Source organism: Microcella sp. (genome assembly GCF_019739195.1).
Classification (GTDB): Bacteria; Actinomycetota; Actinomycetes; order Actinomycetales; family Microbacteriaceae; genus Microcella.
Window position 1 is genome coordinate 1 of the sequence record NZ_JAHHDS010000001.1, and the last position, 21,452, is coordinate 21,452.

The following is a 21,452-nucleotide window of genomic DNA, read 5'->3' on the forward strand; positions in this document are numbered from 1 at the left end:
CCAACTTGCCACTCGCCACCCGGCGCCGAGCTTCGCTCGGCGCCGAGAGCAGTGCCCAAGAACCTCAGTCCTCGATTTGCTTCCGTCGAGCCTTGTCCGCCTTGCGTTGAGCTCTCATCGCTCGCTTCTGTTCCAAGAACGGCTTGATCCGATCTCTCCAAAGAGGCTTGGCAACGAAGAACGCGATCGCACCAACCACCAGCACTACCGCTACGACGATGAGGGCAATCACGGTTGACTTCTCAAGTCCCGAACCTTGCGATTCAGACGAGGCATCGCTCTCGTAGTAGTCGTCTCCACCGTCGTCAGACTTCACCGATCCGCCCTGCGGGGCCAGAACCGGCACCGACCCTGAGGGCCGCGTGGTGCGCTGAACGACCGATTCGTCGACATCGTCCTTGTTGAGCTTGTAGAGATTGTTCCGAAGGTATCGGTGAGTCTGTTCCTCGTCGGCGACGAATTCATTCTTGTATCGACTATCAGCCCAGGAGGTTTTGCCGCTGGCCTGAACATGCAGTGCGCCATCCTTGATCGTGTACGTGCGATCTTCGGAAGAGTTCTTGCCCTCATAGCTGGTCTTCGTCGAAAAGCCGTCGTTCTGCTCGAGCAGTTGCCTGCGTACATCCTTGGTCAGGCGCACTGGTACTCGACTCTCAATAGGGTGCATGTCTCACTTCTTCGTCATGCTACGGGAGAACGACGCTTGCGACTGGTGCGCACCCGCGCGGAGATCCGCGCGGCGACCGCCACGTGTTGCGTGCCGCTGCCGAAGGATCAAGCTCTTTTCGGCTGACTTCTCGCAATCCTGTCCTCCCGCTAGACCCATCTTCGTCGCCCTGGTGTAATCACCCTCAAGAGAAAGCAGGGCCACCGTGCGCTACATGATCACCATCTACTCGAACCCCACCGCCGACGCGGCCTGGGCGACCACCGAACGCGAAACCCTCGACGCCACCCACGGCGCGGTCATCGCAGAACTGGCGGCCAGCAAAGAGCTCGTCGACACCAACGAGCTCGACACCGAGAACGTCACGGTCATCGGCCACCACAACGGCACCCCCGTCACCACCCGCGGCCCGTTCACCGAGGGCACCGAGTACATCGGCGGCTATTACCTCGTCGACGTCGCCAGCCACGAGCGCGCGGTCGAGATCGCCGGCAAGTTCGCCGAGGTCAAGTACTCGCCCATCGAGGTCCGCCGCCTGCTCCACACGGAAGAAGCGAGCTGAGCCATGGAATACCTCCTGCTGATCATCTCCGACCCCGCCGCCCCCACCTACATCCCTGAAGAAGACAACATCGAAGAGTGGGTCGCCGACCTCGAGCGCCGCGGAGCCGCCCGCGCCGGCAACCGCCTGCGCCCACCCTCCGACGCCACGACGGTGACGGTGCGCGACGGCAAGACGATCCTCACCGACGGCCCGTTCACCGAGTCGAAAGAGTCCATCGCCGGCTTCGACCTCATCGACGTCGACAACCTAGACGAGGCCCTCGAGATCGCTGCCGCCCACCCGATGGCCCGCTTCGGCCGCGTCGAGGTGCGCCCGGTCTGGCCGTTCGAATAACAAGGCACCGGATGCCCGCACCCCGCAGCGCGGCGACCAAGGCGAGCACAACCCTCGCCGAGGTCGCCGCCTCCGAGCGCCTCCGCATCGTCGCAACCCTGATCCGCACCACCGGCGACTGGGATCTCGCCGAAGACTGCTTCCACGACGCCGTCACCCGTGCCCTGACGACGTGGCCCGAGCGCGGCATCCCCGACAACCCCGGCGCCTGGCTCACGACGGTCGCGAAAAACGCAGCCATCGACGCGATCCGCAAGGCGAAGGCCGAGCACCGCGCCACCGAGCGCGCCGCCCGCGAACCCACACCCGAGGCAGACGAGGAGGCGACCGTGCACGACAACATCGACGACGACCGCCTCCGCCTCATCTTCACCTGCTGCCACCCCGCACTGGCACTCGAAAATCGCGTCGCCTTCACCCTCCGCACCGTCCTCGGCCTGACCGTCGCCGAGACCGCGCACGTCTTCCTGGTGAGCGAGCAGACCATGCAGAAGCGCCTGGTGCGCACGCGCGCGAAGATCCGCGCGGCCGGCATCCCGTACCGCGTGCCCCCGCCGCACCTGCTGCCCGAGCGCACCGCGGGGGTTCTCGCCGTGCTCTACCTCCTCTTCACCGAAGGCTATTCATCCGGTAGCGGATCCGACCTCGTGCGCCCCGCCCTCGCCGACGAGGCGATCCGCCTCACGCGTCTGGTGGCCCAGCTCCTGCCGCAGCAGCCCGAGGTGCTGGCCCTGCTCGCCCTCGAGCTCTTCCAGCACTCGCGCGCCGCGTCGCGCCTCGACGCCGCCGGTGACCTCGTGCTGCTCGAAGACCAAGACCGCTCCCGCTGGAACACCGACGCGATCATCGAGGCCTCCCGGATGCTCGCCGAAGCCGAGCACACCCTCCACATCCTCGGCGCCACCCCAGGCCCCTACCTGCTGCAGGCCCAGATCGCCGCCGAGCACGCGACCGCCCCGACGGCCGCGTCGACGAACTTCGCCCGTATCGCCACCCTCTACGCCCACCTCAGCCAGGTGGCTCCGTCGCCCATCGTCGACCTCAACCGAGCGATCGCCGTGGCCTTTTCCGACGGCCCGGATGCTGGCCTCGCCCTCCTCGACACCCTCAACCTCGACGCGCACCTGGGGGAGTACCACCTCCTGCACGCGACCCGAGCCGACCTGCTCCGCCGCCTCGGCCGGCCGGCGGATGCTCTGCCGCACTACCGCCGAGCCCTCGAGCTCGCCCCCTCCGACCCCGAGCGCCGCTTCCTCCAGCGCCGCCTCGACAAGCTTCCTTAGAGGCTCCCGACTACCCGTGAACTGGATAGTTCCGCACAGCGACGATTCGCAATGCGATTGCGGGGGCGCTCACGAGGACCAGATCGGGAGATTCGAGGATCTGCTTGTAGACGTCATTCAATTCCCGCTTCGCATCGGGATCTTCGCCCGCCGCGATTCGTCCAAGAGCGACCCGCATCGCGAGAGACACGACCCGATCAGCAGTCGGATCGCCCGTTAGCGACGTGTCACCGAAACCGGACACGGACTTCCCTTGGTCCCTAAGGAAATTTAGCTCCGCGCTCGCACATCGAAATCCGAGGGCGATTGTCGTCTTTGCTGCTAGCACCGGCGCACGCGCGAGGATCGAGGTGAGCTCAGTCAGATATTCAGTAGCTTGCTTTCTTGATCTACGTCCGCGTGCCATCATCACTGCTTCCGCAGCCAAGAACAGATGCCCGCCCGCCTCTTCGTGATCCGCATCATCAAATTCGCTCGAAGTCTCGTCCACCATTATGTGCCTTCAGTTTTGGCAGAGTTGACTTCACGCGATTCTTCGCCGAGCGCACTCTCATCCTCGACTGCCTGAAGACGCGGCTTCGTCATCTCCAAGCTCGCGAGATGCTTCTGAAGTCGCTTCGACATTGGCAGGAACGTGGCAAGCGTCAGGCCTCCCGAGAGTACTGCGCCAAGAACAGGCACAATTTTCGCTACCGAGACCGCGAAGAGTTGCTTGGTCAGACGAATACCAAGGTAAGCAGCCACCTTCTTCACGACTGGGAAGATGGCTCCTTTCGTAAGAGCTTGCTGCGGCAGCTTCTTGAGCACCTGGCCAGCGATCATGGTCGATACCTTCGCGACCCCCGCTTGAGCGAGCTGGACTCCGAACATCACGCCGACGAAGAGGGTCAAAATCCCCTCAGTCGCGTCGTCGAGGCTATCTCCGTCTTCTGCGAACAGATCGGGCCAGCTGTAGATGTATGCGAGTTTCTGAGCGATCCGAAGTACGTGTCCGAAGTATTGAACTATGTCCGCGGGAATCGTGCCGATGATCGCGAAACCGCCTGGTATCCCGGCAGCTGTAGAAAGCGTTGTAACTTTGGCGGTTTCGTACTTTATCGAGTCGTTGGCAACTGCCCGAATGACAGCAACCGGGATGCCAGCCGCGGCGGGATTACTGGCTACAGCCGACTCGATCTGCTCCTCGGTGCAATGCCGCTTGAGAGCCGCCCGCAAATAATTGTCCCGATCGATTCGGACGCCTGGAAGCTTGGCTGCTGCGTTCAAGGTCTGAGTGAACCTGGACCCAGGGTCCTGCGTTTCGACGGTTTTCGACATGAAGGCAATCGTAAGCGCAGCCACCGACGCTCTGGTGACGATTACCCAGCAAAGTGCACTCACCGGCACCTCGCAACGTGTCCCGTCCTGCTGTAAGTCCAGATCGCCGCCGAGCACGCGACCGCGCCGACCCCCGAGTCGACCGACTTCGCCCGCATCGCCACCCTCTACGCACACCTCAGCCGAGTCGCCCCGTCGCCCATCGTCGACCTCAACCGAGCGATCGCCGTGGCCTTTTCCGAGAGCCCGGATGCTGGCCTCGCCCTCCTCGACACTCTCCAACTCGACGCGCAGCTGGGGGAGTACCACCTTCTGCACGCCACCCGCGCCGATCTGCTCCGCCGCCTCGGCCGCCCGACGGATGCTCTCCCGCACTATCGCCGAGCCCTCGAGCTCGCCCCCTCCGACCCCGAGCGCCGCTTCCTCCAGCGCCGCATCGACGATCGAAAGGCTTCTGAATCGGTGGTCCTCCACGCTGCTAGTTCGATGCACGGGCAGACCTGATGATCAGTGTGGTCGACGTGCATCGCTACTGCCGCCGGCTGATCAACCTCTTTTCTGCTTGCCAATGTTCTTAAGCTGAGCATCCAACCAGAATCATGACAGGATGTCGACGGGCGCGAATAGGTTTCGAACTTCGTGGTCTCGCTCCACCCGAACGGATTGGGGATCTCTTGTCGATCGAGCCCATCAAGACTGTTGCTGCCGCCATTCAGAGGCTTACGTCGTCTTTTTCGGATTTCGCGTCGGCTTTCAATGGTGGCGAGTACGTGTTTTGGCTCGGGTCGGGAATCTCGCGAGACAGGGTGCCTCCTTTGGCGGCGCTTGTCGAACGTGTTTTGGAGTACCTCCGTTCGAACGCCGCTGAAGAACCTGAGGTTGGCGAGCACAGAACCGCCTTGAAGGAGGTTCTCCAGCTAGCGGGCCTGACGGCGGAGGAGTTCGAGGGCATCGACTACTCAGTTCCCGTGAAGGACTGGCCGCACCGCGAACGAATCCTCATGGCCTTGTCATCCAAGTACTCTCAAGTCCTCGATGTGCCCGTCGGAGGTGCTCGACCTGAGGACTACCTGGTCTGGTCGGTCCTGGACGTCGCGACTACTTATGGGTCACCAGATCTTGAGCCAGATGTCGAGCATCATTGCATCGCGATCCTTATGCTCGAGGGGCTAGTGGAGTCGTCGGTGACCGCGAACTGGGACGGTCTTGTAGAGCGCGCGTTAGGTGAGCTTTCACCTGCTATCGATTCGCTTGCGAGAGTGATCGTCAAGCCTGACGACTTCCGAATCAGTGGTACTCGTATCGACTTAATCAAGTTCCACGGTTGCGCAGTGCGCGCCCGGAACTCCGAGGATGAGTATCGGAACTTGATCGTAGCGCGGGAATCTCAGATTTCACGTTGGACTCAGCAGCCTGAAAACCAATCAATACGCAAGCACCTAGAGTCGCTCTACACTGATCGCCCAGCCGTGATTCTCGGTTTATCCGCGCAGGATGCGAATCTGCACACGGTATTTGCTCAAGCTATTCAGGATCTTGCGCGGCCATGGCCCTCATCTCCTCCGGCGGTGGTCCTGGCGGAGGAGGAACTGCACCCCTATCACCGCAATCTTCTCAGGATCACTTACGGGCCCAATCACCAAGAGAACTTAGAAGGTATTCGGCAATCCGCGCTTCTTGGCGTGTATGCCAAACCGACTTTGCTGGCCTTGGTCCTTCTGGCACTCCGCCACAAGCTGAGCTTCCTAATGGAGCGTGAGATTGTGAGTGTCTGGGGAGCGCCCGATGCAGAGCACCTGCACGATGGATTGTTGGCGCTCCAGGACCGCGTCGCCAGCTACGCCGATCTTGAGAGCAGTGGAGAGTTTGATCCCTCTGCGACAACGGATCTTCAGAGAAAGTTCGTTGTCCGCCTTGAAGATGTCGCCAACTTGGCCCTAACAGTGTTCCGGACCGGCCGCGCGCCATCCAGCGGCGGGCCTCTCTACGAACCCCTTTCCGATCGCCCAATCAGTCGAGCAGTCTTGAACGCCGATTTTCCCGCTCGACAGTTTGCACGGCTTGGCGTAGCACTCGCCCTCATCGGTCGCGGACTCGAATTGGGGCATTGGTCCGCGGTGCCGGGGACCAGCGGTTTGCCCGCCGATGGCGTGCTTCGCCTGATCACATCAGACCGAAGTGTCCGCGTAAATATCGTGAAGGACGCCTCGACTCTTACAGAGTTGGAGTTGTCGGGGCTTTACGAAGATGGGGATCAAGACGACTTGCTGGTCGTGGCTGATGCGCTTCCCCAAGCGCAAACTCGGTCGCCGAAGTCGACCTATGGTCGCACGGGCAACGCGGGGGCCGGAAAGTTCAGCGTCGCCAGGGGCATCGAGGAGACCGATTCGATTGGAGAACTGTTTGAGGCCTTTATGCTCGCGGGAGGCTTTTGATGCGCGCCGTGCATGATGTTCTGGCTGTGCTGGAGGAAGCTGGCTTCGAGCGTCTCCCCAAGCCATTAGTGATCGCAGGAACAGAATTCGAGTTTGAGGCAGCAGCACGTGGCGGGATTGCTTCCCATGACTTGGTGCTGATTGCGACCGACAAGCTAACCGGGAGGCGTCTACAACGTCTTGTCTCTGGGTTAGCGCGTACGCTCGATATTGCAGCATCCCGACGCCCCGTTAGCGTCGTGCTAATTGGCGGCGTGGCTTCTTCAGACCGGATCGAGCTTGAGCGATTCGCTCGCGTTCTTCCGATCTCTTCACCCGACCCCGACTTGTCAGAGATCGTGTCCGCAATCGCAGTCCTTCTGCCGTTAGACCTGCCGAACGCAAGTTTGATACATGGGTCGTCGGATCCCTTGAACGAGGTGATGGCTGTGCTTGGCCCGTCCAAGGCAGATTCCGAGCACATCGGTCTCATTCGCGCGTCCAACGACGGAGAGCTTGCGGTTCGCGAAGCGTTGCGCGTTTTCGCCAATGAAGGTACGGGGTGGCAGGACCAGGATGAGCCGGACAATGAGTGACTTTCCACTTCTTCACCTGACGGTGACGGACTTTCGGAGGATAGAAGGTGCCCGCCAGTTTCCGCTCGATGCGCCAGTTGTGCTCATCCATGGACCCAATGGCACGGGAAAGACAAGTCTTCTTTCTGCGCTCGAACTCGCGCTAACCGGCGCTATTCGGAGCATGGAGCGACAGTCCGAGCAATACATGGACCATCTACCGTTCTTCGGCCAGCCGTTTGCAACTGTCCAGGCCTTAGTCACTGACTCGCTAATGTCGGGCTCTCGGAACGCAAAGATCAAGGTTGGCGGGTCGCACTCCGAGGGCCGTCCAGCGCTACAGGATGACGCGGCGAGTTTCTACGCTGAACGGTGCTACCTGGACCAGGCTTCTCTGAGCCGCCTGCTGGATTTGTATCAGGATCGGGAAGGCAGTGGTCAGAGCGCTCTCGAAAAGTTTGTGAACGAGCTGCTTGGCCTGGAGAAACTTGACGCGCTACGTGCCGGCTTGTCTGACGCCAATGACTTCAGACGTCTCAAGAGACTCGCTCTGGGTGTGGACGAAGCCGTCCGGCAGGTGAAGGCAACTGATGAGGAGTACGCCGACGAGGTCTCACTGAGGACAGATGCTCGCATCGCAATCACCGCGGCGCGCATGGCGGTGCTCGAAGCCATGGACAGCCTTGGACTAAAGGTCGACTCAGACACCACCAACAGAAACCTGATCCGCCAAGTCAGAGCGGCACTTCGCAATGGCGTTTCTTCCGAAGAATTGGCCACCGCGACGACAGTGCATCAAGAACTAGTCGCTCTTGGTGGCCGAATCTCGGCTCTAGTTGAGAGACCCACGCCGCCGCGAGTCGACAAGACGAGGACCGCTCTCGCGACCGCGAAATCCGCTAGTGAGAAGTGGAATTTGGAAGATGGCGAAAGAGTCCGGGCTTGGGAAGCCGTCGCCCGCGCCGAGGCCGAGGCCGCGGGCGTCGTAGTTCAAAGTGAAGTGCGGCTATCCATTGAGAATGCCCTACTTGTGCTGACGCAGAAGAAGGAATCGGATAGTGCAGTTCGGAAGCAACTGGAGTCATTGACAACCGACCTAGCTGCGGAACGCCTGAATCTAGAGAGCCTTCAGAATCAGCTTGCAGATGCCCATGAACACTCGAGTGCCCTAGTGGAGATTCTCAGCGCAGCCCGTCTTGCCGTCGAAGATACAGGCGACACCTGCCCGGTTTGCGAACGCGATTTCCGTGAGACCGGTCGAGGAGCATTGCCCTCGTTTATCGACTCGAAGCTGGAAGAGCTAACGACCCACGGGGAGCATCTGGTCAGACTGCGAGGTGATCGCGACCGGCGGTCGTCTCAGGTGGTGCAGATGGAAGCGGAACTCGCTCAGCTGCAGGCCCGTAGCCTTCCGGCCGATCAGCTTTCGATCATCAGCGAACGAATTCAACTGCTTTCCAACCTGGCCACACAGACCGACGAAATCGAGCAGGTGAAGGCCCGGGGTGCTGATCTCGCTCGAACTGTAAACGATCTCCAAAAAGCACTGGATGACGTTGAGGCCCAGACGGCCGAGGAAGTCTTCTTGGCAGGCGAGATCGTCAAGTACGCGAGTCGTCTGAAAGTTGAGGCGACTCCGACCACCAGTTCGTTCAAATCCGTTTGGAACCAACTACTCGTGCAGGCTCAGGAGAACCTGTCTCACCTATCGGAAACGGCCGAGAGGCATCGAGATGCAAAGGCAGAACTAGGGCAGCTTGAGGAGCAGATTGAGCATGAGGCTGCCATCGCCAAGCGCCTGGCTGAGATTGCAGACCGAAAGAAGCTATGGAGCGGTCGGCTGAGGGAGGCGAAACGTCGCCAAGGGATCGCCAGAGAAGTCCATGAAGCTGCGACCCGGGCCCGAACCAACATCGTTCAACGTGTTTTCACCCAGTCGCTGAACGACGTCTGGAAGTCGGTATTCACAAGGCTTGCGCCGAACGAAAACTTCGTTCCGGGGTTCGGCATCCCTAGCGCCAACAAGAAGGCGTTCGACATCAAGCTCAAGACGACTCACAAACTCGGCCAGACAAGTGGCCCGCCGCAGATGATGCTTTCCGCGGGAAACCTAAACACGGCAGCCCTTTCCTTGTTCCTTGCTCTTCACCTTGCAGTTGAACCAGTCGTTCCTTGTCTAGTGTTCGACGACCCTGTTCAGGCCATGGACGAGGTGCACGTCGCACAATTCGCAGCCCTTGTCCGGCTTCTCGCGAAAAGGAATGCGAGGCAAGTCATCATTGCCGTTCACGAACGTGAGTTGTTTGAGTATCTCTCGCTCGAGCTGAGCCCAGCCTTCGAAGGCGATGAGCTCATCACTATCGAGCTTGGTGGACGAGCCGAGGACGAAGACGGTGGAGTGACCCGCCACGTTTGGAGGCCCGATGTAGCGGTCCAGAGCTAGCCAGTGAGTTGGTTCAGTCGGCGTTTCGGCACCAATTGTTCCGGAATGCTTCGGACGAGGGTTGTATGTCAATACGCGCGGCAAGGTTAGGCGCTGAAATGTGGGCCCTCCTCAGTACGCTGACCTCATGCCCCCAACTACCCGAGAAGCCCAACGAGCCGAACTCCACAAGGCAATCTGGCGGGTAGCCAACGACCTCCGCGGCAGTGTCGACGGCTGGGATTTCAAGAGCTACGTGCTCGGCATGCTCTTCTACCGCTTCATCTCCGAGAACCTCACGGCATACCTCAACCGCCAAGAGCGTGCAGCGGGCCAAGCCGACTTCGACTACGCCCAACTCCAAGACAAAGACGCCGAACACGGCCGAGCCGAGACCGTCAAGGAGAAGGGCTTCTACATCCTCCCGAGCGAGCTCTTCACAAACGTCCGCGCCAAAGCGCCCGCAGACGAGAACCTGAACGAAACCCTCTCCCGCATCTTCCAAAACATCGAAGGCAGCGCGGTCGGCTCCGAATCAGAAGATGACCTCAAAGGCCTCTTCCAAGAACTAGACCCCAACTCGAACAAGCTCGGCAACACCGTCGCTCAGCGCAACCAGAAGCTCGTCAAGCTCCTCAACGCCATCGGTGACCTTAACCTCGGCGACTTCGAAAACCACGAGATCGACGCGTTCGGCGACGCCTACGAGTACCTGATGCAGATGTACGCGGCCGCCGCCGGCAAGTCGGGTGGCGAGTACTACACGCCGCAAGAGGTCTCCGAGTTGCTCGCCCAGATCGCGAGCATCGGCAAGACCGAGCTGAAGAAGGTCTACGACCCGGCGGTCGGTTCGGGCTCGCTGCTGCTGAAGTTCCAGAAGGTGCTCGGCCCCGGCAAGGTCGGCGGATACTTCGGCCAAGAGATCAACCTCAACACCTACAACCTGGCGCGCATCAACATGTTCTTGCACGACGTGCCTTACGAGCAGTTCCATCTGGCGCACGGCGACACCCTGCTGCACCCCGCGCACTGGGACGACGAGCCGTTCGAGGCGATCGTCTCCAACCCGCCCTACTCGATCAAGTGGGAGGGCGACGCGAATCCTCTCCTCATCAACGACCCTCGCTTCGCCCCCGCCGGCGTGCTCGCCCCCAAGTCGAAGGCCGACCTTGCCTTCACGATGCACATCCTCAGCTGGCTGGCGGTCAACGGAACGGCAGCGATCGTCGAGTTCCCCGGAGTCATGTACCGCAGTGGCGCCGAGGCGAAGATCCGCAAGTACCTGGTCGACAACAACTACGTGGATGCTGTCATCCAGCTACCCGCCGACCTCTTCTTCGGCACCACCATCGCCACGTGCATCCTCGTACTCAAGAAGTCGAAGACCACCAACGAGGTCGTCTTCATCGACGCGTCCGCCGAGTTCACCCGCTCCAATACCAAGAACAAGCTCACGGATGCTCACCGCGAGCGAATCGTGACCGCTCTCGTCGAGCGCGCTCCGGTGGACCACTTCGCCGCGCTCGTCCCGAACGCTGACATCGCCGCACGCGAATACTTGCTGTCGGTCTCCTCTTATGTGCAGGCAGAAGACACGCGCGAGGCCGTCGACATCACGGCACTCAACGCCGAGATCGGACATATCGTCGCTCGCCAGGCCGAGCTGCGAAAGGCGATCGACGCGATCGTTGCCGACCTTGAGGACGCTCGTTGAGCCGGGTTAACGTCCTGCTGGACGATCTCGCACCCGGTGGCGTCGAGTTCGCTCGACTGGGTGATGTCATTCGAATCAAGAACGGACGTGACTACAAGCACCTTGGTCCGGGGGAGGTACCGGTCTACGGAACCGGTGGTGTCATGACTCATGTCGACACCGCCGCGCACGCGGGCCCGTCTGTACTCATTCCGCGAAAGGGCTCGCTGAGCAAGCTCTACTACGTGGACCGCCCGTTCTGGACGGTTGACACGATCTTCTACTCGGAGGTGGGGGATCGAGTTGAGGCCAAGTTCATTTATTACTACCTGCTCACGCAGAGGCTCGAAGAGCTCAACAAGGCAGGCGGCGTGCCGAGCCTGACCCAGGGTGAACTCAACCAGCTGAGAGTGCCGGTACCACCTCTCGAGGTTCAGCGAGAGATCGTGGCAATCTTGGACAACTTCTCGGAGCTGGAAGCGGAGCTGGAAGCGGAGCTGGAAGCGGAGCTGGAAGCGCGACGTTTTCAGTACGACCACGTGCGTCGTAATCTGCTGGATCAGGCCAAAGCGTCGAGTTTTGTTCCTCTCGGTGACCTGGCCACGATCGGTACGGGTAGCCACGACACGAAGGACGCAGTCCCAGAAGGAGAGTTCGTCTTCTACGCGCGCGGTCGAGAACCGCTCCGTTTGGAGTCTTTCGACTTTGACGAGCAAGCGATCATCACCGCTGGAGATGGCGCCGGAGTTGGCAAGGTGTTCCACTTCGTAGACGGAAAGTACGCGCTTCACCAGCGCGCCTATCGCATCGTGCCGGAATCGAAGATGGACGGGCGCTTCCTGTACCACCACATGGTTGCCGAATTCGAGGGTTACCTTCAACAGATCTCGGTTCGTGGCTCAGTCAACTCCTTGCGAAGGCCGATGTTCTTGGCTTTTCCCGTGCCAGTGCCAGCCCTTGGGGAACAAGAACGTATCGCAGGTGTGCTCGACAAGCTCGACGCCTTCGTCAACGACCTCAGCATCGGCCTGCCGGCCGAGCTCGCAGCCCGCCGCAAGCAGTACGAGTACTACCGCGACAAGTTGCTGACGTTCGAGGAGGCTCCCGCGTGAGCAAAGCCCCAGCAACGAGGTTCGAGCCGATTGCGATCAGTGGCGATAGCACGGTCGTGGCAGAGTTCACGCCCGACCCTTCCACGGCGGAGGCGTATCAGTCTGAGGCGGCGCTCGAGCAGGAGTTCATCCGGTTGCTGCAGGGCCAGGCGTATGAGTACGTGACGATCCGGTCTGAGGCCGAGATGCTCGCCAACCTGCGCGTGCAGCTCGAGGCGCTCAACGCGGTGACGTTCACCGATGGCGAGTGGCAGCGGCTGCTGAACGAGTACGTGGTGGGCGCCAACGACGGCGCGGTGCAGAAGACGGTGCGTATTCAAGAAGACCACGTGCACGCCTTTCGGCGTGACGACGGCAGCACCAAGAACATCGCGCTGATCGACAAGAAGAGCATCCACAACAACCGCCTGCAGGTGATCAACCAGTACGAGGTTGCGCGTGGGGTAGAGGGCAGCGGCGATGGTGGCGGTGCGTACGCTTCCCGCTACGACGTGACGATTCTGGTCAACGGGCTGCCGCTCGTGCATGTCGAGCTGAAGCGGCGCGGCGTCGACATTCGCGAGGCGTTCAACCAGATCGACCGGTATCAGCGGCACAGCTTCTGGGCCGGCTCGGGCCTGTTCGACTACGTGCAGCTGTTCGTGATCAGCAATGGAACGCTGACGAAGTACTACTCGAACACCACGCGCCGCCAGCATCTGGAAGATGCCAAGGGCCAGCAGCGGGTGAAGAAGACGAGCAACTCGTTCGAGTTCACGTCGTGGTGGGCCGATGCCTCGAACGCGCCGATTCGCGACCTGGTCGGCTTCACGAAGACCTTCTTCGCCAAGCACGCGCTGCTCGCGATTCTGACCCGCTACTGCGTGCTGACGGCCGACCGCGAGCTGATGGTGATGCGGCCGTACCAGATTGTGGCGACGGAGCGCATTCTGCAGCGCATCGAGATCGCCACCAACTACAAGAAGCTGGGCACGACGGATGCCGGCGGTTACGTCTGGCACACCACCGGGTCGGGCAAGACGCTGACCTCGTTCAAGACCGCGCAGCTCGCCTCGCGCCTGCCGAGCGTCGACAAGGTGCTGTTCGTGGTCGACCGCAAAGACCTCGACTGGCAGACGCAGAAAGAGTACGACCGGTTCGAGAAGGGTGCGGCGAACGCGTCGACCTCGACCGCGGCGCTGTCGGCGAATCTCGCGGACCCCGAACGGCGTATCGTCATCACGACGATTCAGAAGCTCGCGCGGCTCGTGCAGTCGGAGAAGGGTCACTCGGTCTACGACGGCCACGTCGTGCTGATCTTCGACGAGTGCCACCGCTCGCAGTTCGGCGACATGCACGCCTCGATCACGAAGGCGTTCAAGCGCTACAACCTGTTCGGATTCACCGGCACGCCGATCTTCGCCGAGAACGCTGGCACGGGTGGCAACCCGGGTTTGAAGACCACCGAGCAGGCGTTCGGCGAGAAGCTGCACACGTACACGATCGTCGACGCGATCACCGACAAGAACGTGCTGCCGTTTCGCATTGACTACGTCAACACGATCTCTCTGCCGGAGGGGCTGACTGACAAGCAGGTGTCGGCGATCGACACCGAGAAGGCGCTGCTCGACCCGACCCGAATCGGCATGGTCGTGGAGTACATCCTCGAGCACTTCGACCAGAAGACCCGGCGCAGTGAGTCGTACGCGCTGCGCGAGCGTCGGGTGCGCGGCTTCAACTCGCTGTTCGCCACGGCCTCGATCGAGGCGGCGAAGCGCTACTACGCGGCGTTCCAGACGATGCAGTCGACGATGCCGTCAGACCGTCGGCTGAAGGTCGGCATCATCTACTCGTTCGCGGCCAACGAGGCCGAGGTCGATGGCTTTCTCGATGAAGAGGCGTTCGACCCCACGGGTCTCGACCTGCCCTCGCGCGAGTTTCTCGACGCCGCGATCGCCGACTACAACGCGATGTTCGGCACGACCTGGAGCACCTCGTCTGACGGCTTTGCCGGCTACTACACCGACCTCTCGAAGCGGCTCAAGAACCGCGAAATCGACATCGTCATCGTCGTCAACATGTTCCTCACCGGCTTCGACGCGACGACGCTCAACACGCTGTGGGTGGACAAGAACCTGCGGTCTCACGGACTGATCCAGGCCTACTCGCGCACCAACCGCATCCTGAACTCGGTGAAGACCTACGGCAACATCGTCACCTTCCGCGACCTCGAAGATCAGACCAACGACGCGATCGCCCTGTTCGGCAACAAGAACGCGCAGGGCGTCGTACTGCTGAAGCCGTATGGCGAGTACTACGACGAGTATGCGAAGTGCGTAACGAAGCTGCTTGCCTTCTGCGCGCCTGGCGAGATGCCGCCGGGCGAGGAAGCGAAACGGGAGCTCGTAGCCCTGTTCGGCGCCATCCTGCGGCTCGAGAACACTCTCACGTCGTTCGACGACTTCGAGGGTGAGCAGTTGCTGACGCCACGACAGCGAGACGACTACAAGTCGGTGTACCTGCGCATCTACGACGAGATCCGCCGCGCCCGGGAGGGCGACAAAGAACTCATCAACGACGACCTCACGTTCGAGATCGAGCTCATCAAGCAGGTCGAGATCACGGTCGACTACATCCTGCTGCTGGTGCAGAAGTACCGCGACGAGCGCGGAGACGGCGACGACAAAGAGATCCGCGCCGAGATCACCCGTGCGATCGATGCTTCGCCCAGCCTGCGCAACAAGAAGGATCTCATCGAGGCCTTCGTCGACCGCGTCTCCGTCGCGGGTCAGGTCGACGAGGAGTGGTCGGCCTACGTCGCCGCCCGACAGGATGCTGAGCTCACGCAACTCATCACCGACGAGAACCTGCAGCCCGACGCCACCCGCGAGTTCATCGACCGAGCCTTCCGCGATGGCGCCCTCCAGACCACCGGAGTCGCGATCACGGGCGTGCTCCCGCCCGCGTCACGTTTCGCCCCGGGCGGAGCCCACGGCGAAAAGAAGCAGCGCGTGCTCGACCGGCTCGGCGAGTTCTTCGAGCGCTACTTCGGGTTGGGTTGAGTGGATTGGATGGGGTCCCACTTTCCGCACGCCAACCCATTGTCGCTTCTGTGAGGCAGAGTCGATCCCATGATTGAAACGTGGGGCGTGTTGGTCGCGGCTGCGACATTGTTCGCATCGGTCATTGGGTTCACGATCCTTCGCGTCCTCGACTTTCGGCGTGATCGACAACTCGCTCGGAGAGCGACGGTATCGCGTGTGCTCGACACCGTCGAACGGGCTTCCAGAGTCTTGGCAACCTCGTCGGTAAGCGGCATTTGGACGAATCATGTCTTCGAGCTAACGCAGGTGTTGCCGCGTCTGCTGCTGGAACTCAATCGGCGAGATCAGGCGATTGCTGTTTGGGTTTATCGCGAAATTCAGCAGGTGGTTTTGGCCAAGGACCGCCGTCAGTCGGCCCGCATCATCCAAGGAATCGGATACACGCTCGCGGAGTGGAAGAACGGGCGAAAGTCCCGCGCCTGGTTCGCGAAAGACCTAGTCAGTAATCCACCGGTCGATCCATTTGTCGTTCCGAAGTCCACTCATGTAAAGCTCAACACTCGCCCGCTCCTCACCCTCCTGACCCTGCCAGTCTTCGCTGGCTTCGCCTTTGGGATCGGACATCGTGCATCCGCATTCGTGGCCAATGAACGCTCGTCAACGTGGGGGAGCCTCACTAAGGTGAAGGCATGACGGCAGCCGACACCTCTGAACCCAAAGCCTGGCTCGTTCGGGGGTCCAAGAATTCAGGCTTCGACCAATGGATGCTGGAGCAGGGCCTCACGGGAATCGACTTCCGTGAAATCCCAGACCTTTCGACAGTGGGCGATCTGGCTTCAATGCGCGACTTGGTTCGCGAAGTCATGCCGCACCTCACGCCTGGTGCAGTCGGAAACTACGCCGCGCAACTCTTCGCATTCGCAAGCCGAATCGCGATAGGGGACTTGGTGATTTTGCCCGTACGCCACTCAGGGAAGTTGGCGTTCGGAGTGGTCACCGGCAACTACTCGTATCGCGTCGGAGACGGAACGCTGAATCACGTACGGAGCGTAGATTGGCGGCTCACCGACATTTCCCGCACCGCGATCAACCAAGATCTCCTGTACTCGCTCGGCGCATTCAGCACTGTGGTTCAGATCTCTCGGAACGATGCTGCCTGGCGCTTCTGGCAGATCGCGAAGGGAGCCGAAACCGACCCCGGCGCTCGTGGCGGCAAGACGCCAACCTCAGTTAGCTCTGAAGCCGAAGCAGTCGATTCAGACGATGCGATTGCCGAAGAAGGTTTCGATATTCTGCGCTACTCGAAAGACCGAGTGCTGGGTCGTATTCGCGAACTCTTCGCCGGGCACAGACTCTCGGAACTTGTCGCAGCGATCCTTGAGGCGGAGGGGATGACCTGCAAAGTGTCGCCGCCCGGCGCTGACGGGGGAATCGACATCATCGCAGGATCAGGTGTGTTGGGCATCTCCGCGCCGACGATCATCGTGCAGGTCGAGTCACAGCCGTCGCACGTCGGTTCGGAGGTTCTTGATCAACTCGGCGGTGTTGTCGGGCAGCACCAGGCGGACCACGGTCTTCTCGTCGCCATGGGTGGTCTCACCAAGCCGGCGAAAGAAAAGGTGGCGATGCAGCGTCTCAAAGTCGCTGTGTGGGATGAAGAAGAAGTTCTGAGCCGCATCTACAAGCACTACTCCGTATTGCCCGAAGAGATCAAGAAGGACATTCCGTTGACGCTCGCGTGGGTGATCGACGAGACGGGGGCGCCCTGAGCGCGAACATTGATGAACCGATGAGGGAGCTGCTGGCGCCCCGGATTTTTGTGGTCCGCCCCGAAGCCATCAGCCGACGTTCACGGGTGCCAAACGTCGCCGGTGTTTATGCGTGGTACTTCAACCAGGCGCCTTCAGGCGTGCCGCTTGAAGGCACACATGTGCAAAGCGAGTGGCACCTCCTTTACGTCGGAATCTCACCTCGTCGGCCACGTCTCGTGGACGGCAAGCCAAGTTCCGGCAAGATCCGACGCAGGATCCGAACTCACTACGGAAGTGACGCGTCGCGATCAACACTGCGATTCTCTCTCGGGGCATTGCTCTGCCGTGATCTAGATCTTCAATTGCAGCTGAGCGATCAATCAGGCCGTTGGACCTTTGGACCAGGCGAGACTCGCTTGAGCGCCTGGATGGCAACTCACACCAAGGTTTGTTGGCTTGAGCACGCTGAGCCATGGCTTGTCGAAGATGCGCTCATCGCCACGGTGCCGCTCGCGCTCAATCTGGATTCGAACTCCAGCGGTTATTTCTACAGCGAGCTGAGGTCAGCTCGTGCCGCGCTCAGGGATGCCCGCCAGGTGACTCTGTAGCGAAGGAGTGCCCAGCGAGGCGGCCGTGGGGGCTCGGCTTGACGGGCTGGCGTCGGAGAGCATCCGGGTCATGCATGATCGGCGCATTCCGCGCTCGAAGGCCAACATCGACCACATCGTGGTGACGCCCGGCGGGGTGTGGGTGATCGACACCAAGTGATACGCGGGCAAGGCGCCCGAGAAGCGGGTCGAGGGTGGCATCATTCGGCCGCGGGTCGAGCTGCTGATCTATCGGGGCGGCGACGAGGTGAAGCTCGAGGGAATCAGGCCTGGTTGCCGACTTGGCTTTGTAGCGCCGCGGCGAGGGGCGGCAGGTAGGTCTCGACCACTTCGCGAACGGTCGCGACGTCGACTCCGAAGTACTAGTGAACCAGGATGTTGCGGAAGCCGCGGATCTGCGGCCACGCGATCTCAGGGTGGGCGTCGGTCAACTCTGCGGGAAGGTGCTTCGCAGCTTCGCCAATGATCTGCAGGTAGCGTTCGACGGCGTCTTCGGCCATGTCTGCAATGTCTCGGTCTTCACTCGAGAGGGCATCGACGTATCGCGCGCACCGATCGATCGCCTCGAGGATGTCGGCGACGCGTTGATCGGTGCTGCGACTCACAATGCGACCGCGTCAGCCAGTGCCGCTGCTGAGATGGATGGCTTGAGGAGTTGCTCGGGGAAAACGTCGATGTCATCGCGCCCGAACAGTGAACGCGTCTCCTCCATGAGACCAGAGGCCCGCATGAGCAGGTTGCCGTCGGCAGCGTTCATCGTCACGACGATGTCGATGTCGCTGTCAGGGCCAGCGTCACCCCGAGCGACTGACCCGAAGAGGCGGGGCTGGGTGGCGTTGTACTTCTTGAGAAGTGCGTCGAACTCGGGTCGGCGCGCCTCAAGGAGCTCGCGCAGGGCGAGCGACGCAGGAGTGGCGACGGTCATCGACATGCGTCGAGGATACCGGGGGATGCTCGCGAAGGCCCGAAGCGGCGGACCTGCAGTGGCGACTTGCGCGGGGCGCCATGTCGGCCCTGCGGTCTATCGTGACTACATGAACTCTCTTTCGAGCCCACCCCGCCCACCGGGCGGGTGTTGTCTCGGAAGGAATCACAATGCAGCACGATCTGACGTGGCCTCTCTACCGCCCTTTGCCGAAGGAGTTCGTCTTCTTCGACGTGTCGGAGGTCATCGAGTTCTTGCAGGGTTGCCCGCCTGACGCCCCGATCTGGCTCGTCAACTACCGGCAGCTGCGCAACATCACGCAGCGGCCGATGGATGGCATGGGCGGAGCGCTCGCGCCCGACGGCGTGCACTTCTGGTAGGCAATCCGGTGGTGTGGGGCGACGGAGTGTCGTCGCCCCGCACCACCGGTCTCCACGCGTTGAAGCGCTTCCATCGGCGACCGCGCTGAACGGTACGAAGTACCTCGGAAGGGGACTGTAGAGGGACCCTCATATCTGCTCAGATGGGTGCATGACTGCCGACGACGTCAACGCCCCCGGAACCTCAGCCCAGCGCGAGTACGAGCGCCGCAAAGCCAACGACGAGGCTCGCACTCGTGCGAAGTGGGGCAAGCTTGGCGGCCTGGCCGTCGCGCTTTCTGACGAAAAGCAGAGCACGAAAGCCTGGAGCACGGGAGCTGCCGGCGAGGCGGCCGTGGGGGCTCGGCTTGACGGGGTGGCGACGGAGAGCATCCGGGTCATGCATGATCGGCGCATTCCGCGGTCGAAGGCCAACATCGATCACATCGTCGTGACGCCCGGCGGGGTGTGGGTGATCGACACGAAGCGGTATGCGGGCAAGGCGCCCGAGAAACGGGTGGAGGGCGGCATCATTCGACCGCGAGTCGAGCTGCTGATCTATCGGGGCGGCGACAAGACGAAGCTCGTCGACGGGGTGCTCAAGCAGGTGGCGCACGTGCAGGATGCGGTGGGCGAGGTGCCGGTGTTCGGCGTGCTGTGCTTCGTCGACTCTGACTGGGGGTTCTTTGCTGACGCGTTCACGGTCAACGGGGTGCACGTGGTGTGGCCGCGCAAGCTGGCGTCGATGATCGAGAAGAGTGTGGAGCCGGTGATTGACGTGGCCGTGGTCGCGGAGCAGATCGCGCAGCGGTTCGTGCGAGCGTGAGCTAAGTGCACTCAGTGCGCGCGCTTACTTACACTTAGCGCGCTAAACGTAACTAAGGCCACGATGCTTCAGACGCGCACCCCCGAAACGGTCGGCTGAAGCGTCAGGGTCAACTGGAGAGCCGAAGCGAGGCGCACGAGCGTGTCTGCAGTCGGGTTGGCGACCCCGGTCTCGATGCGGCTGATTTCGGCCTGTTGCAGGCCGCTCAGCTCGGCTAGAGCCGGTTGGCTGAGTCCATGTGCGGTGCGGGCTGCCTTGAGCTGCGCACCCAATGCGGCGCGAGCGTTTAGCTCGGCGCGGAACGTGTCAGCCGCGGCCTCGTAGACACGAGCGGCATCGTCGGACCACGAGCGGCGCGCGCGCTGTGCGAGATCGTCGAACGACTGAGTCATCGGGTTTTCCTTTCCCGTTCAGTATGTGGCATAACACATAAGGCGTCTAGTGCTATCACCGCGAGCCTCTCCATTTCTTGAGCACCGCCCGAGCGCGGGCGATCTCCTTCTGCTGGCGGCGTGACGATGGGTCGCGCCCCTTGTCGTACCCGTGCAGGAGCAACACGATCCTGTCGCCGTGGAAAGTGCAGAAGATGCGGATGCTGATGCGCCGCCCAGATGCAGTGGTACCGGTCGCTTCGCTCCCCGCCAAGGTCAGGATCGCGTCGAGCGAGCGTTGAATTCGGAACTCGAAAAGTCCGTCGCCGAGTGGCTTGCCCCAACCACCATCGAAGCTGGCGATGCCGTGCACCTTCAAGACCGTCGTCAAGGCCGCCTCAACCACCGCTTGCTCGTAGGGCTTGAGACTGAGATAGAAGCGCTCGAAGCTTGCGTCGGCGTACTCAAGCGTCCAGTCGGGCACCGCGGCACAATAGCCGGGCGACTAGATGTCGGCGCGCGAGCACCACAACTGCAGCTCGGCGGGCGCGGGCCACGGCAGGCTGCGCTCGAGCATCCCGGCCCCGACGGCCGCGGCGGCACCCCAGTCGTCCTCGACGACGGTGATGCCTGCCGGGCTCAGCTGGCTGATGCGCACGCGCTGCACGCGGCCGTCGTCGAGGCGCAGCCCCCAGGGCTCGGCGAGCCAGGCGAGGCCGTGCTGCTCGAGGGCGGCTTCGGCGTCGAGCCATTCGACGTCGGCGGCGACGGTGCGGCCGAGCACGTCAACGGCGGTGTAGAGGGCGCCGGCCGGGTGGATCCAGCCGAGGCGCTCGCCGTCGTCGCGGCGGTGCTCGACCCAGTCGGGTGCGATGAGAGCGCTCATTCCATGAGGGTATCGGGCCGCTATCGTCAACCCATGCTGGCCGACTCTGTGTCTCGCGACCCGACCGCCGACTGGGTTCCGGTCGGCATCGTGTTCGACGGCGATGCGATCGACCTCGACGGGGTGAACCCCTGGGAGCAGTCCTGGCAGGCGACGGGCGAGATCGCGCTCGTGCGGCATCCGGCCTACCCGACCCAGGTGCACGATGTGTCGGTGTACGTCATGCAGGCGGCGGGCCGCAGCATCCGGTTCGCAGCGGGGGAGCTCTCGAACAACGTGTGGGGCTTCTACCGGTCACGAGACTAAAAGGCCGTCGAACCTC

Annotated in this window: 25 protein-coding genes; 17 read left to right on the forward strand and 8 right to left on the reverse strand. The window is 61.8% G+C overall.

The annotated features are described in order from the left end of the window. Positions 1-64 precede the first annotated feature (64 nt). Positions 65-640: a hypothetical protein gene (locus KL788_RS00005; protein ID WP_293167331.1), complete on the reverse strand. Its 576-nt coding sequence runs from the start codon at positions 638-640 to the stop codon at positions 65-67. Between the two features lie 241 nt (positions 641-881). On the opposite strand from KL788_RS00005, the gene KL788_RS00010 reads away from it, so the two are divergent. The 3 genes from KL788_RS00010 to KL788_RS00020 are packed head-to-tail and all read left to right on the forward strand — an operon-like array spanning position 882 to position 2,848. Further along, positions 882-1,229, forward strand: coding sequence for a YciI family protein (locus KL788_RS00010; protein WP_293167333.1), 348 nt, complete (start codon positions 882-884; stop codon positions 1,227-1,229). A 3-nt stretch (positions 1,230-1,232) separates the two neighbouring features. Then, entirely contained in the window at positions 1,233-1,565 is a 333-nt protein-coding gene (locus tag KL788_RS00015) for a YciI family protein (RefSeq protein ID WP_293167335.1), read from the forward strand. A gap of 11 nt (positions 1,566-1,576) precedes the next feature. Then, positions 1,577-2,848, forward strand: coding sequence for an RNA polymerase sigma factor (locus KL788_RS00020; protein ID WP_293167337.1), 1,272 nt, complete (start codon positions 1,577-1,579; stop codon positions 2,846-2,848). A gap of 10 nt (positions 2,849-2,858) precedes the next feature. On the opposite strand, the gene KL788_RS00025 is transcribed toward KL788_RS00020, so the two are convergent. Further along, entirely contained in the window at positions 2,859-3,338 is a 480-nt protein-coding gene (locus KL788_RS00025) for a hypothetical protein (protein WP_293167339.1), read from the reverse strand. Positions 3,339-3,340: 2 nt separating this feature from the next. After that, positions 3,341-4,165: a hypothetical protein gene (locus KL788_RS14075; RefSeq protein ID WP_367120395.1), complete on the reverse strand. Its 825-nt coding sequence runs from the start codon at positions 4,163-4,165 to the stop codon at positions 3,341-3,343. Between the two features lie 228 nt (positions 4,166-4,393). On the opposite strand from KL788_RS14075, the gene KL788_RS14080 reads away from it, so the two are divergent. The 11 genes from KL788_RS14080 to KL788_RS00080 all read left to right on the forward strand — a co-directional run bounded on the left by KL788_RS14080 (position 4,394) and on the right by KL788_RS00080 (position 17,923). After that, on the forward strand, positions 4,394-4,669 hold the full coding sequence (locus tag KL788_RS14080; protein WP_367120396.1) for a tetratricopeptide repeat protein: 276 nt from the start codon (positions 4,394-4,396) through the stop codon (positions 4,667-4,669). A 170-nt stretch (positions 4,670-4,839) separates the two neighbouring features. After that, positions 4,840-6,600 (forward strand): SIR2 family protein, encoded by a 1,761-nt coding sequence (locus KL788_RS00035; protein ID WP_293167343.1) that lies wholly within the window; start codon positions 4,840-4,842, stop codon positions 6,598-6,600. Then, positions 6,600-7,175 (forward strand): hypothetical protein, encoded by a 576-nt coding sequence (locus KL788_RS00040; protein ID WP_293167345.1) that lies wholly within the window; start codon positions 6,600-6,602, stop codon positions 7,173-7,175. The genes KL788_RS00035 and KL788_RS00040 overlap by 1 nt, the downstream gene beginning before the upstream one ends. Beyond that, entirely contained in the window at positions 7,168-9,597 is a 2,430-nt protein-coding gene (locus tag KL788_RS00045; protein ID WP_293167347.1) for an AAA family ATPase, read from the forward strand. The genes KL788_RS00040 and KL788_RS00045 overlap by 8 nt, the downstream gene beginning before the upstream one ends. Positions 9,598-9,724: 127 nt before the next feature. After that, positions 9,725-11,290, forward strand: a complete 1,566-nt coding sequence (locus tag KL788_RS00050) for a type I restriction-modification system subunit M (RefSeq protein ID WP_293167349.1) — start codon at positions 9,725-9,727, stop codon at positions 11,288-11,290. Then, a complete protein-coding gene (locus tag KL788_RS00055; protein ID WP_293167351.1) occupies positions 11,287-12,381 on the forward strand; it encodes a restriction endonuclease subunit S in 1,095 nt (364 codons plus the stop codon). Before KL788_RS00050 ends, KL788_RS00055 begins: the two co-directional genes overlap by 4 nt. Continuing rightward, positions 12,378-15,422 carry a type I restriction endonuclease subunit R gene (locus KL788_RS00060; protein WP_293167352.1) on the forward strand — a complete coding sequence of 1,015 codons (3,045 nt, stop codon included), beginning with the start codon at positions 12,378-12,380 and terminating at the stop codon, positions 15,420-15,422. Before KL788_RS00055 ends, KL788_RS00060 begins: the two co-directional genes overlap by 4 nt. A gap of 198 nt (positions 15,423-15,620) precedes the next feature. Beyond that, positions 15,621-16,097, forward strand: a complete 477-nt coding sequence (locus KL788_RS00065) for a hypothetical protein (RefSeq protein WP_293167354.1) — start codon at positions 15,621-15,623, stop codon at positions 16,095-16,097. After that, positions 16,094-17,173: a restriction endonuclease gene (locus tag KL788_RS00070; RefSeq protein WP_293167356.1), complete on the forward strand. Its 1,080-nt coding sequence runs from the start codon at positions 16,094-16,096 to the stop codon at positions 17,171-17,173. Before KL788_RS00065 ends, KL788_RS00070 begins: the two co-directional genes overlap by 4 nt. 20 nt (positions 17,174-17,193) lie before the next feature. After that, positions 17,194-17,763, forward strand: coding sequence for a GIY-YIG nuclease family protein (locus KL788_RS00075; RefSeq protein WP_293167358.1), 570 nt, complete (start codon positions 17,194-17,196; stop codon positions 17,761-17,763). A gap of 7 nt (positions 17,764-17,770) precedes the next feature. Then, on the forward strand, positions 17,771-17,923 hold the full coding sequence (locus tag KL788_RS00080; protein WP_293167360.1) for a nuclease-related domain-containing protein: 153 nt from the start codon (positions 17,771-17,773) through the stop codon (positions 17,921-17,923). A gap of 202 nt (positions 17,924-18,125) precedes the next feature. Here the strand turns inward: KL788_RS00080 and KL788_RS00085 are convergent, their stop codons facing one another. Both KL788_RS00085 and KL788_RS00090 read right to left on the reverse strand, forming a co-directional pair. Further along, on the reverse strand, positions 18,126-18,368 hold the full coding sequence (locus KL788_RS00085; RefSeq protein WP_293167362.1) for a HepT-like ribonuclease domain-containing protein: 243 nt from the start codon (positions 18,366-18,368) through the stop codon (positions 18,126-18,128). Then, a complete protein-coding gene (locus KL788_RS00090) occupies positions 18,365-18,694 on the reverse strand; it encodes a nucleotidyltransferase family protein (protein ID WP_293167364.1) in 330 nt (109 codons plus the stop codon). The genes KL788_RS00085 and KL788_RS00090 overlap by 4 nt, the downstream gene beginning before the upstream one ends. Before the next feature lie 164 nt (positions 18,695-18,858). On the opposite strand from KL788_RS00090, the gene KL788_RS00095 reads away from it, so the two are divergent. Next, the gene (locus KL788_RS00095; RefSeq protein ID WP_293167366.1) at positions 18,859-19,068 is read left to right on the forward strand and encodes a hypothetical protein; all 210 of its coding nucleotides are present in this window, start codon (positions 18,859-18,861) and stop codon (positions 19,066-19,068) included. A 151-nt stretch (positions 19,069-19,219) separates the two neighbouring features. Then, positions 19,220-19,873, forward strand: coding sequence for a nuclease-related domain-containing protein (locus KL788_RS00100; RefSeq protein WP_293167368.1), 654 nt, complete (start codon positions 19,220-19,222; stop codon positions 19,871-19,873). Positions 19,874-19,941: 68 nt separating this feature from the next. On the opposite strand, the gene KL788_RS00105 is transcribed toward KL788_RS00100, so the two are convergent. The 3 genes from KL788_RS00105 to KL788_RS00115 are packed head-to-tail and all read right to left on the reverse strand — an operon-like array spanning position 19,942 to position 21,130. After that, positions 19,942-20,265, reverse strand: a complete 324-nt coding sequence (locus tag KL788_RS00105) for a helix-turn-helix domain-containing protein (RefSeq protein ID WP_293167370.1) — start codon at positions 20,263-20,265, stop codon at positions 19,942-19,944. Between the two features lie 55 nt (positions 20,266-20,320). Further along, positions 20,321-20,728: a hypothetical protein gene (locus KL788_RS00110; RefSeq protein WP_293167372.1), complete on the reverse strand. Its 408-nt coding sequence runs from the start codon at positions 20,726-20,728 to the stop codon at positions 20,321-20,323. Positions 20,729-20,749: 21 nt separating this feature from the next. Continuing rightward, entirely contained in the window at positions 20,750-21,130 is a 381-nt protein-coding gene (locus KL788_RS00115) for a hypothetical protein (protein WP_293167374.1), read from the reverse strand. A gap of 33 nt (positions 21,131-21,163) precedes the next feature. Between KL788_RS00115 and KL788_RS00120 the strand changes: the two genes are divergently transcribed. After that, complete coding sequence (locus tag KL788_RS00120) at positions 21,164-21,436, forward strand: hypothetical protein (protein WP_293167376.1); 273 nt, start codon at positions 21,164-21,166, stop codon at positions 21,434-21,436. The last annotated feature ends 16 nt before the right edge of the window (positions 21,437-21,452 follow it).